The organism is Bradyrhizobium sp. (assembly GCF_050014615.1).
Lineage (GTDB): Bacteria > Pseudomonadota > Alphaproteobacteria > Rhizobiales > Xanthobacteraceae > Bradyrhizobium.
In genome coordinates this window covers 1-10653 of sequence record NZ_JBEKCZ010000181.1, presented here as the reverse complement: position 1 = coordinate 10653, position 10653 = coordinate 1, and the positions used below count along the sequence as shown (strand labels likewise).

Annotated in this window: 11 protein-coding genes and 1 pseudogene; 3 read left to right on the top strand and 9 right to left on the bottom strand. The window is 62.8% G+C overall.

What is annotated here, in order from left to right:
- Nucleotides 1-217, bottom strand: a pseudogene (locus tag ABR948_RS23485) (transcriptional repressor); the annotation flags it as partial.
- A gap of 208 nt (nt 218-425) precedes the next feature.
- Between ABR948_RS23485 and ABR948_RS23480 the strand changes: the two are divergent.
- Genes ABR948_RS23480 through ABR948_RS23470 form a run of 3 tightly spaced genes read left to right on the top strand, consistent with a single transcriptional unit; the run spans nt 426 to nt 3630 of the window.
- Nucleotides 426-908: a MarR family winged helix-turn-helix transcriptional regulator gene (locus tag ABR948_RS23480; RefSeq protein WP_428122668.1), complete on the top strand. Its 483-nt coding sequence runs from the start codon at nt 426-428 to the stop codon at nt 906-908.
- Complete coding sequence (locus ABR948_RS23475) at nt 901-2067, top strand: HlyD family secretion protein (protein ID WP_428122666.1); 1167 nt, start codon at nt 901-903, stop codon at nt 2065-2067. Before ABR948_RS23480 ends, ABR948_RS23475 begins: the two co-directional genes overlap by 8 nt.
- A gap of 6 nt (nt 2068-2073) precedes the next feature.
- Nucleotides 2074-3630 (top strand): MDR family MFS transporter, encoded by a 1557-nt coding sequence (locus ABR948_RS23470; RefSeq protein ID WP_428122663.1) that lies wholly within the window; start codon nt 2074-2076, stop codon nt 3628-3630.
- Nucleotides 3631-3664: 34 nt separating this feature from the next.
- Here the strand turns inward: ABR948_RS23470 and ABR948_RS23465 are convergent, their stop codons facing one another.
- The 8 genes from ABR948_RS23465 to pcaH are packed head-to-tail and all read right to left on the bottom strand — an operon-like array spanning nt 3665 to nt 10571.
- Nucleotides 3665-4405: an ABC transporter ATP-binding protein gene (locus tag ABR948_RS23465; protein ID WP_428122661.1), complete on the bottom strand. Its 741-nt coding sequence runs from the start codon at nt 4403-4405 to the stop codon at nt 3665-3667.
- Nucleotides 4406-4460: 55 nt separating this feature from the next.
- The gene (locus ABR948_RS23460) at nt 4461-5204 is read right to left on the bottom strand and encodes an ABC transporter ATP-binding protein (RefSeq protein WP_428122659.1); all 744 of its coding nucleotides are present in this window, start codon (nt 5202-5204) and stop codon (nt 4461-4463) included.
- On the bottom strand, nt 5201-6199 hold the full coding sequence (locus ABR948_RS23455; protein WP_428122657.1) for a branched-chain amino acid ABC transporter permease: 999 nt from the start codon (nt 6197-6199) through the stop codon (nt 5201-5203). The genes ABR948_RS23460 and ABR948_RS23455 overlap by 4 nt, the downstream gene beginning before the upstream one ends.
- The gene (locus ABR948_RS23450; RefSeq protein WP_428122654.1) at nt 6196-7071 is read right to left on the bottom strand and encodes a branched-chain amino acid ABC transporter permease; all 876 of its coding nucleotides are present in this window, start codon (nt 7069-7071) and stop codon (nt 6196-6198) included. The genes ABR948_RS23455 and ABR948_RS23450 overlap by 4 nt, the downstream gene beginning before the upstream one ends.
- Nucleotides 7072-7127: 56 nt before the next feature.
- The gene (locus ABR948_RS23445) at nt 7128-8267 is read right to left on the bottom strand and encodes an ABC transporter substrate-binding protein (protein WP_428122652.1); all 1140 of its coding nucleotides are present in this window, start codon (nt 8265-8267) and stop codon (nt 7128-7130) included.
- 57 nt (nt 8268-8324) lie between these two features.
- Nucleotides 8325-9206 carry a shikimate dehydrogenase gene (locus tag ABR948_RS23440; RefSeq protein ID WP_428122649.1) on the bottom strand — a complete coding sequence of 294 codons (882 nt, stop codon included), beginning with the start codon at nt 9204-9206 and terminating at the stop codon, nt 8325-8327.
- 34 nt (nt 9207-9240) lie between these two features.
- Nucleotides 9241-9837, bottom strand: coding sequence for a protocatechuate 3,4-dioxygenase subunit alpha (gene pcaG / locus ABR948_RS23435; RefSeq protein ID WP_428122647.1), 597 nt, complete (start codon nt 9835-9837; stop codon nt 9241-9243).
- Nucleotides 9838-9869: 32 nt separating this feature from the next.
- On the bottom strand, nt 9870-10571 hold the full coding sequence (gene pcaH / locus ABR948_RS23430) for a protocatechuate 3,4-dioxygenase subunit beta (RefSeq protein WP_428122645.1): 702 nt from the start codon (nt 10569-10571) through the stop codon (nt 9870-9872).
- Nucleotides 10572-10653: the final 82 nt, after the last annotated feature.

Genomic DNA, 10653 nt, shown 5'->3' with positions numbered 1-10653 from the left:
GCGCCGGCCGCGGCATCGATTTGGCGAGTTCGTCGATCACCTCATAGGCGCCGAGCGGCCGGTGGCTGGACAACAGCGCCTGCAGCACCTGGCGGCGGATCGGCGTGAATTTCTGCGCCCGCCGCTCGCAGACCCGCTCGGCATGCATAAGCGCATCCGCGGTGCAGCGGCCGTGATCATGGTCGGGGGCGGGAAAAGTCGGTTTTGTCAGTGTCATTTCCGCCGAATGTAGCATTCGGGCGGATAATCCCCAATGCCATCAGGCCGCTTTCGCGTGCCTCAGGCCGCCTTTCCTGGGTTCCCCGGTCAGCCATGTGCGGTCAGCAGGGCAGGTCTTCCAATAACTTGCAATAATCTGCCATGAGCCGCCATGAAATATTCATAAGCTAGCTTATTATATCCATAGCTTATGGAGACGACCCTCGATGCCCCGCGGTTCCGTGGATATGAACTTCCTGTTCGCGCTTGGCGAATTGCAGCGGCTGGTGCGCGCCTATGCCGACAAGCAGGCCGCGCGCTACGGCATTACCCGCGCGCAATGGGCTGTGTTGGCCAAGGTGGAACGCACCGAGGGCCTCAAGCAGTCGGAACTCGCCGAACTCATGGAGATGCAGCCGATCACGTTGACGCGACTGATCGACCGGCTGTGCGACAATGGCTGGATTGAGCGGCGCAGCGACGATACCGACCGCCGCGTCAACCGGCTCTATCTGCGCAAGGCCGCGCGGCCGCTGCTCGGCAAATTGGGCGGGCTGCGTTCCGAACTGACGGCGACCGCGCTCGAAGGCATCAATCCGGCCGACGCCCAGCGCCTGCTGGCCCAGCTGGAAACCATCAAGGAAAACGTGCGTAACGCAATTGCAAATCCGGCCGGAGAACCGCCGAGAAAGGAGCAGCGCTTTGGCTGATCCGGTATTGAAATTTCCGCCCGAACAAAAGGGCAATCCGCCGCAGGCGCCGAGAGACAAGGTTTCCGCGCAGCCGCGGCGTCGGCTGATGGCGGCCTTGCGGCGCTATCGCCGCACGCTGTTGCTGGTGGTGTTGCCGCTCGCCGCTGTGATCGCGGGGCTGGTGTTCTATCTCAATGGCGGCCGCTACGTGACCACCGACGACGCCTATGTCGGGGCGCAGAAGGTTCTGATCACGCCCGACATTTCCGGCAAGATCGAAAAGGTCGTGGTCCGGGAAGGCCAGCGGGTCAACCAGGGCGACCTGCTGTTCGAACTCGATCCGGTGCCGTTTCAGTTGGCCGTCGATCAGGCCAAAGCGACGCTGGCCCAAGCCAAGACCAGCCATGAGAATCTGATGGCCAATATCAGGATCTATGGCCAGATGGGCGACCTGATGCAGCAGTCCGCCGACCTGAAGCAGCGCGATGTCGACCGCAAGGCCGCGCTCGCCAAGCAAAATTTCGGCTCCCAGCTCGACCTCGACAATTCGTCGAACGCGCTGGTGACCGTGCGAGCGGAACTGGCGTTCGTCCAGCAGCAGCTTTCCAGCGCCAAAACCCAGTTGCTCGGCGATCCGAATTTGCCGCTCGAGCAGTTTCCACCCTATGCCCAGGCCAAGGCGGCGCTGGCGCAGGCCGAGCGCAATCTCGATCACACCGAGATGCGCGCGCCGATCGCCGGCATCGCGACCCAGGTCGATCAGATCCAGCTCGGCCGCTTCATCCCCGCCGGCACGCCGGTGTTCAGCATCATCGACACCGCAAACCCGTGGGTCGATGCCAATCTGAAGGAATCGGATTTCACCTATATCGGTGTCGGCGAATCGGTTTCGATCGAGGTCGATGCGTTTCCGGATCACGTCTTCAAGGGCTCTATCGGTTCGCTCAGCCCCGGCACCGGGGCGCAATTCGCGATCCTGCCGCCGCAAAACGCCACCGGCAACTTCGTCAAGGTGGTGCAGCGCGTGCCGGTGCGAATCTATTTCGACAGCAACGACAAGGACGTCCAGAAGCTCAAGGCCGGCATGAGCGCCTATACCACGATCGACACCGGCCATCGCCGCTCGCTCGCTGCCCTGCTCGGCTTCGCGCCGGCGGTGGCGGCAAAGCTGGACTAGCCGGCCATGACGAGTGCCGCAGCCCCGATCGCGGTTCCCGGCCTGCGTCGCAACATGGTGACGATCTGCGCCATGACCGCGACCATCATGCAGGCGCTGGACACCACGATTGCCAATGTCGCGCTGCCCTATATGCAAGGCAGCCTGTCGGCATCGCAGGACCAGATCAACTGGGTGCTGACCTCCTACATCGTCGCCGCTGCGATCATGACCGCGCCGGTCGGCTGGATCGCCAACCGCTTCGGCCGCAAGCGCATCTTCATCGTCTGCTCGGCCGGATTCACCGTCGCATCCGTGATGTGCGGGCTGGCGCAGGACATCAGCCAGATGGTGCTGTTTCGTTTGCTGCAGGGCGTGTTCGGCGCGGCGCTGGTGCCGCTGTCGCAGGCGGTGATGCTGGACTCCTATGCGCTGCATGAACGCGCCAAGGCGATGGCGATCTGGGGCATGGGCGTGATGATGGGGCCGATCATGGGCCCATCGCTGGGCGCCTGGCTCACCGAGACCTATTCCTGGCACTGGGTGTTCTTCGTCAACCTGCCGTTCGGGATCTTCACCGTGCTCGGCCTGATGGTCTTCATGGACGAGACCAGACAGAATCGCGAGCTGCGGTTCGACTGGTTCGGATTTGCGGCCCTCGCGGTCGGCATCGGGTCGATGCAGGTGGCGCTCGACCGTGGCGAACAGCTGGGCTGGCTCGAATCCAACGAAATCATCGCCGAGATCTTCGTCTCGATCGCCGGCTTCTATTATTTCTTCGCGCATTCGTTGACGACCGCGAAGCCATTCATCCAGTTTGCGATCTTCAGGGATCGCAACTTCGTCAGCGGTTGCGTGTTCATGGCGGTGATGGGGCTGGTGCTGTTCTCCACCATGGCGCTGTCGTCGCCGTTTTTACAGAACGTGATCGGCTATCCCATCATCTCGGCGGGCCTGCTGCTGGCGACCCGCGGCTGCGGCACCTTCGTCGCGATGATGCTGGTCGGCCGCTTCATGAAATATATCGAGGCGCGGACCTTGATCATCAGCGGGCTGTCGCTGATGGCGCTGTCGCTGTTCTTCATGACCGGATGGACCGACCAGACCGACCAGCCGACCATCATCGTCGTCAGCGTCGCGCAGGGCTTCGGCCTCGGGCTGGTGTTCGTGCCGCTCTCTACCGTGGCGTTCCTGACGCTGCCCAATCATCTGCGCACCGACGGCACCTCGATGCTGACCCTGATGCGCAACGTCGCCAGCTCGATCGGCATCTCGATCGTGATCGCGCAGCTGACCGAGGGCGGGCGCCGCGTCTATGCGGTGCTGTCGGAGCACATCAATCCGTTCAATCACGCGCTGCAGATGCCGGATGTGCGCGGCATGATCGACCTCAATTCCGACGGCGGCCGGGCCATCGCCGATGCGCTGGTCGGTATCCAGTCGCAGATCATCGCCTTCTCGCTGGACTATCAGATGGTCATGATCATCACGCTGTGCGCCGTCCCGCTGGCCCTCATGATCGGCTCCAGCAAGGCCGCGCTGCGCAAGCAATCGGCGGCGCCGGAACATGCGGTGCTGGAATAGGCCGCCGCGGAGCAGGGCGCCACTGCGATCCGGATCATGCCGCGCCTTCCGCCATCGCGCCGCCCAGGAACAGTTGCCCGATGCGCGGGTCGTTGAGCACGCGCTCCGCTTTGTCGACGAGACGGGTCTGACCAAGTTCCAGCACGATGCCGAAATCGGAGATCTCGAGCGCGGAGCGTGCGTTCTGCTCGATCATCAGGATCGAGACGCCGCGGCTGCGCAGTTCCTTCAGGATATTGAAGGTCTGCTGCACCATCAGCGGGGAGAGGCCGATCGACGGCTCGTCGATCAGCACCAGCTGGGGATCGAGCAGCAGCCCGCGGGCGATTTCGAGTTGCTTCTGCTCGCCGCCCGACAGCGTCGAAGCCTGCTGGTTCGCTTTCTTGCGCAGCACCGGGAATCTATCGAGCGCGGCTTCGATCCGCGCCGGCAAATCGGTGATGTCACGTCCGGCGGCGGCGGTGCCGAGCCTGATGTTGTGGCGCACCGATAATTCCGGAAAAATATTGCGCCCTTGCGGCACGTAGCAAATGCCCGCCGTCAGCAAATCGCGCTGGCTCCAACCGGTGACGTCGCGGCCCCCAAAGATGACATTGCCTTCGCGCAGCTTCAGCAGGCCGAAAATCGCCTTGAACACGGTGGATTTGCCGGCACCGTTCGGTCCGATCACGGTGGTGATCGATCCCGCCGGCACCGAGAAGGTGGTGCCGTTGAGGATCGTCATCTTGCCGTAGCCGCCGACCAGGTTTTGCACATCCAGGATGGTGTCGCTCATGGCCTGATCCTCAATGTCCAAGTCCTCAATGTCCAAATCCTTAGTGTCCAGGTTCTTAGTGTCCAAGATAGGCTTCGATCACGGCGGGGTTGGCGCGAATTTGGTCCGGCCGTCCCATCGCCAATACCTTGCCCTCGGCCATCACCATGACCCGCGAGCACAGCGACATCACGAATTCCATATTGTGCTCGATCACCACGAAGGTGGCGCGCTTCTCGCGATTGATCGTAGCCAGCCGCTCCCTGAGATCGGCGAGCATGGTCAGGTTGACGCCGCCGGCGGGTTCGTCGAGCAGCACCAGCCGCGGGCCGCCCATGAAGGCCATCGCGGCATCGAGCAGCTTCTGCTGGCCATAGGACAGGCCACCCGCGGGCTCGGTGGCGAGATGATCGAGCTTGAAGAAGCCGATCATCTGATCGGCAGCGTCAGTCAATCCGGCATCGGAGGGACCGAACAGCCGCGACAGCATGCTGCCCTGATGTTCCTGGCCGGCGAGGATCAGATTTTCCCGCACCGATAATTTCGGAAATACCTGCAATAGCTGGAAAGTCCGGCTGACGCCGAGCCGATTGAGCGCGGAGGGTCGCAACCCCGTGACGACCTTGCCGTCGACCTTCACTTCGCCGCCGCTCGGGGTGAGCTGGCCGAGAATGCAGTTGAACAGCGTGGATTTGCCGCAGCCGTTCGGGCCGATCAGCCCGAGAATCTCACCCTCCTGGACGTCGAAACTGACGCCATCGACCGCGGTGATGCCGCCAAAATTCTTCCTGATGTCGCTGACTTCGAGCACTTTAGTCATGGCGCCGCTTCCAGTCTGGATTTTGCGACGGCGCGCAGCGCGGAGGCGGTCCTGGTGCGGCGTTCCGCCATCAAGCGGTCGAGGATGCCGAGAAGGCCTGATGGCGAATAGATCAGCAGCAGGATCACGGCGGTCGCGTACAGCATCAGATAATAGCCCTGCGTGAACCGCAGCCATTCCGGCAGCAGCACCGCGATCATCGCGCCCAGGAACGGCCCGAAGAAGAAGCCGGCGCCGCCGATGATCACCATCATCAACAGATCGAGCGACAGCGACAGATTGAACGGCACCGGATCGATATATTGCGTCAGCGGCGCGTATAGCGTGCCGGCGACGCCGCCCAGCGCCGAGCCGATCGCGAACGCCATCAGCGTGTAGCGCCGTGTATCGATGCCGAGCGACAATGCGCGGATCGGATTTTCGCGCAGCGCGACGAAGGCGCGGCCCCAGGGCGAGCGGATCAGCCACCACACCATGACCGAGACGATACCGAGCGAACCGAGGCAGAGATAGTAGAACGGCAGCGGCCGGTTGGTCGGAAAGCCGAAGACGTTCGGCCGGGGAATATTGCTGATGCCGTAGATGCCCTTGGTGAGCCAGTCCTCGTTGCGGAACACGAGAAACGCCAGCGTCGAGAAGGCCAGCGTCACGAAGGCCAGATAATGGTGCTGCACGCGCAGCGCCGGATAGCCGAGCAGCCAGCCGATCGCAAAACACAGAATGATCGCGACGCCGAGCGCTGCGATCAGCGGCAGGCCCTGCGAGGTCATGATACCAGCCGCATAGGCGCCGATGCCGACGAACGCGCCTTGCGCCAGCGAAACCTGCCCGGCATAGCCGAGCGTCAGGTTGAGGCCGATGGCGGCGATGGTCATGACAGCCCACTGGCTCAGGATGAACAGGCCGTAACGGTTGAAATTCATCGGCACGATGATCAGCCCGGCGATGACGATGATGCCCAGTGCGATTCGCAGGTATCTGGGAAGGCCGGTCATACCGTGCGCTCCTCGGGACGGCCGAGGATTCCCTGCGGACGGAACAGGATGATGACGATCAGCAGGAGCAAGGGTATCGCGGCGCGATATTGCGTCGAGACGTAGGCCGCCGCGAGGTTGTCGACCACGCCGATCAGGAGGCCGCCGGCGATCGCGCCGCGCACCTGGTTGAAGCCGCCGACGATCGCCGCGATGAAGGCGGCCTGGCCCAGCACCTCGCCGCTGGAAAATTTAGCCAGATAGATCGGCGTGATCAGCAGCGATGCCAGCGCCACCAGAACGGCGTTGATCAGGAAGGTCAGCAGGATCATGCGCTCGACCGGCACGCCTATGATGCGCGCCGCGGTCGGGTTTTGCGCGGCCGCCTGCATCTGATGCCCGATCGAGGTGCGGTTGAGCAGCGCGGTCAAACCGATCACGGCCAGAATAGCCAGCGTCAGAACCCCAAGGCTTTGCAGCGACACGGGATGGCCGAAGATCGAGATATCGCCGGCGGGCACGATCGAGGGGAACGGCGAGGCCTCGGCACTGAAGAACTGCTTCACCGCTTCCTTGATTCCGATCGCGAGCGCCATGGTCGCGATCGCCAAGGGCAGCACGCCATGGCGCAGCATCGGATCGACCAGCAGCAGTTTGAAGCCGAGGCCGAGCAGCAGCATCGAAAGCAGAATGCCGATCAGGATCGCCAGCCAGAACGGGGCGCCGGCCTGCATCGCCGCCAGCATCAGGAAGGCCGGCAGCATCACGAACTCGCCCTGGGCAAAATTGATGGTCTGCGAGGTCTGCCATAGCAAGGTGAACCCGACCGCGACGATCGCGTAAATCGCTCCGGTTGCGAGCCCGGCCACCAGAAGGTCGAACAGATTGGACATGCTTTCTCGCGGCCTTCACCGGTCATTGCACCACGGCGGAAAAACGCCGCCGCGGTTCAGTTGAGCTTCGGCAGCACCTGTTTGACCACCTGCTTGCCTTCGACAATCTCGACCAGAAAACCCTGGCGGTCGATGTCGCCATTCTGGTCGAAGGTCACATCCATCAGGATGCCGGGCTGGTCCGCGGCCTTGATGGTCAGTCCGTGCAGATTGTCGGCGAACGCCTTGGGATCGACCTTGCCCATCTTTTCGGTGGTGGCCTTGATCATGTAGATCGCGAGATAGCCCTTGATGCCGTTATGGTCGGGAACGTAATTGTACTTCTTGACGAACTTTTCCCGGAACGCCTTCACGAGTTCGACCGGCGCATCCGTGGTCAGCCCGACATGGCCGCGGGCGCCGTTGGCGGCGTCGCCCGCCAGTTCGACGACCTTCTGGCCGATCAGCGTGGTTTCGCCGATCAGCGGCGCGGTGACACCCTGGCGTTTCAGCTCTTTCAGAATTCGCGCGCTTTCCTCTTCATTGACGTAGATGAAGACGGCATCGGGCGCAGCGGCCTTGATCTTGGCGACGTCGGCGGCGAAATCGGCTTGTCCCGCTTCGGTCGAGATATCGGCCGCGACCTTGACGCCGAGGCGGCCGAATTCCCTGGTGATGACGTCGCGCCCGCCCTTGCCGAAATCATTGTTGACCCAGACGATGGCAACCGATGTCGCCTTCACCTCGTCATGGATGTATTTCGCGACTTTCGGCATCGACGATTGCTGGCCGAACGAGGTGCGAAACAGGAACTTGTTGCCTCCTCGCGTCAGCTCAGCGGCCTCGCCGCCCATGATCTGCGCGATGCCGGCTTCGGCGGCGAGCGGTGCGGTGACTTTCACCGATCCGGAATAGCCGGGACCGAGCAACACATAGGGCTCGCCGTCGAGCGCCTTTTGGGCCTGCGCGCGCGCCACCCCGGGATTGGATTGCGAATCGGCATGGGTCACTTCCAGCCTGTGGCCGAGGATGCCACCCTTGGCATTGATTTCCTCAATCGCGAGATCAATGCCGTTCTTCCAGTTGGCGCCCACCGTCGCCCCGCCGCCCGACAACTCCACGATATCAGCCAGTTTGATCGGTGCGGCGGATTGGGCGAAGGCCGCCCCGGTTGAGAGCGTTCCGAACACCAGGCCCGCCAGGATCATTGGCTTCATTCGATTTCCCCCTCGTTGTCACGATTGATTGCCGCAGTCTTGTGTTTGGCTGCGTTATTACGCTGCATGCGAGGCAGAACCTGCCGTCGCGATGACGCCGTCAAATGCATTTCCCATCTCGATCAGGGACGGTGTCAAGCCCGTGAATAATTCGAACGCCTCGGCGGCCTGAAAAATAGCAAGTTCGCGGCCCGTCATGACACGCGCACCCCTGGCCTTCGCAGCCGTCAACAGCGGGGTCCAGAGCGGCGAATAGACGGCATCGGCGACCCACAGCCCGTCATGCAACAGCAGGTCCGGAACCGGGCTGTCCAGGCTGGGCAGCATCCCCACCGGGGTGGCGTTGACCAGACCGGCCGCGCCGCGAAGCGCGTCCTGAATGCTGTCGACCGCGACGATGCCGCCATTTGCCTGCAGACGTGCCGCGAGTTGACGGGCCTTGACCGGATCGGTGTCGAATATTCGGATCTCGGCAATCCCGAGCTCCGCCAGCGCGACCGCAATGGCTTTGCCGACGCCGCCGGCCCCGATCACAGCGACGGTCCCGGTTTTGCAATCGGAAACCAGGTCGCGCGCCGCCCGGGCGAAACCCGTGGTGTCGGTGTTGTGACCGGTCAGCCTGTTATCGCGGACCACGACGGTATTGACCGCGCCCACCCTGGTCGCACTCGGCGACATCTCGTCGAGCAGATCGACCACCGCTTCCTTGTAGGGAAAGGTTACGTTGACGCCCGCAAAGCCTAGCCGCTTCACGCCGTCGAGCAGGCTACGCAACGCCTCGCGATCGGCGCCCGCGACCTCGATCAATTGATAGTGGCAGCGCACCCCCAAAGCCTCGGCGGCCCGCTCGTGCATTGCCGGCGAGGCGGACCGGGCGATCGGGGCTCCGATCAACCCAGTCAGAAAGCGCTGGGGCGTCGACGGTTGACGGTCGGACACAGTGACCCTTGTCTCGCGGCATTAAATGAAAAAGCTAAATATCGAAAAACACCGTCTCGTTGTCGCCCTGCAAGCGGATGTCGAAGCGATAGACGGCATGACCGGCGCCCGGTTCGCGCGCCGCGATCAGCGTGCCCTGGCGATCGGCGGGCACCAGCGCCAGCACGGGATCGGCGGCATTGGTCGCCTCGCCGCCGAGGTAAATCCGCGTGTAGAGATGCAGCAGCATGCCGCGCGCGAAAATCGCAAGCAGGAGATGCGGCGCCTGCGGCTTGCCGTCGGGGTCGGGCACCACGCCCGGCTTGATGGTGTCGAACGCAAAAGCGCCGTTCGGATCGGTACCGCAGCGGCCAAATCCCTTGAACGTCGAATTCGGCAGCGCCCGCGCGTCCTGCGGATCGGAAAAACGGCCCTGCGCATCGGCCTGCCAGATTTCCAGCATGGCGTCGGGTACCTGCTGCCCGTCACCGTCGAACACCCGTCCCTCGATCCTGATGCGTTCGCCCGATGCATCCGATGTGACGAGATTGCTGGTAAAGGCGTCGTTCCATTCATATTGGCCATCAGGCGTCAGCCCATATTTGAAGAACGGACCGACGGTCTGCGAGGGTGTCACGCCACTTGTCGTCATTGCTTGAACTATTCCTTGTACGGTTCCCTGCACTATTTGGTTTCCATCGGCGTGGCGCCGCGCCCGCGCAATACGATGTTGAAGCGGTAGCACAGCGCCCATCCCGGCTGGGTGTTTTCCAGGTCGAAGGACGACACCATCCGCATCCGCGCCTTCTCGTCCGGCACCGAATTGAAGATCGGATCGAACTCGAACAGGGGGTCGCCGGGGAAATACATCTGCGTCACCAGCCGCGAGACGAAGGCATGGCCGAACACCGAGAAGTGGATGTGGGCCGGCCGCCAGGCATTGTGGTGATTGCCCCACGGATAGGCGCCGGGCTTGATGGTGATGAACCGGTAATAGCCCTGCGCATCCGACCTCGCGCGGCCCGCACCGGTAAAATTCGGATCGAGCGGGGCGGGATGCTGATCGACCACATGGATGTAGCGGCCGCAGGCATTGGCCTGCCAGAGCTCGACCAGCGTATTCGGCACGCCGCGGCCGTCTTCATCCAGCACATGGCCGTGCACGATGATGCGTTCGCCGAGCGGCTCGGCCTTGTGCTGGATGGTGAGATCGTGATCGTTCTCGCGCACGGTCTCGTGGCCGTAGACCGGCCCGGTCAGTTCCGACAGCGTGTGACGCATGACGATCAGCGGCTTCGTAGGCGATCGCTTGACCGTGCTCTTGTAACCTGGCGACAACCGTGGCGGATGCGCCGCGTTGCTGGCGATGGGGTAGGTTAGGGTCATGGTCAGGTCCTCTCGCACACTTCCGTCATTGCGAGGAGCGCAGCGACGAAGCAATCCAGTCTTTTTCTTTGCACGATGGATT

Bases quoted from the DNA above. Each gene is read 5' to 3' on its own strand.
- ABR948_RS23480 (WP_428122668.1), top strand. From the start codon at position 426: ATGCCCCGCGGTTCCGTGGATATGAACTTCCTGTTCGCGCTTGGCGAA.
- pcaG (WP_428122647.1), bottom strand. From the start codon at position 9,837: ATGACGACAAGTGGCGTGACACCCTCGCAGACCGTCGGTCCGTTCTTC.
- pcaH (WP_428122645.1), bottom strand. From the start codon at position 10,571: ATGACCCTAACCTACCCCATCGCCAGCAACGCGGCGCATCCGCCACGG.
- ABR948_RS23455 (WP_428122657.1), bottom strand. From the start codon at position 6,199: ATGACCGGCCTTCCCAGATACCTGCGAATCGCACTGGGCATCATCGTC.
- ABR948_RS23445 (WP_428122652.1), bottom strand. From the start codon at position 8,267: ATGAAGCCAATGATCCTGGCGGGCCTGGTGTTCGGAACGCTCTCAACC.
- ABR948_RS23465 (WP_428122661.1), bottom strand. From the start codon at position 4,405: ATGAGCGACACCATCCTGGATGTGCAAAACCTGGTCGGCGGCTACGGC.
- ABR948_RS23470 (WP_428122663.1), top strand. From the start codon at position 2,074: ATGACGAGTGCCGCAGCCCCGATCGCGGTTCCCGGCCTGCGTCGCAAC.
- ABR948_RS23450 (WP_428122654.1), bottom strand. From the start codon at position 7,071: ATGTCCAATCTGTTCGACCTTCTGGTGGCCGGGCTCGCAACCGGAGCG.
- ABR948_RS23460 (WP_428122659.1), bottom strand. From the start codon at position 5,204: ATGACTAAAGTGCTCGAAGTCAGCGACATCAGGAAGAATTTTGGCGGC.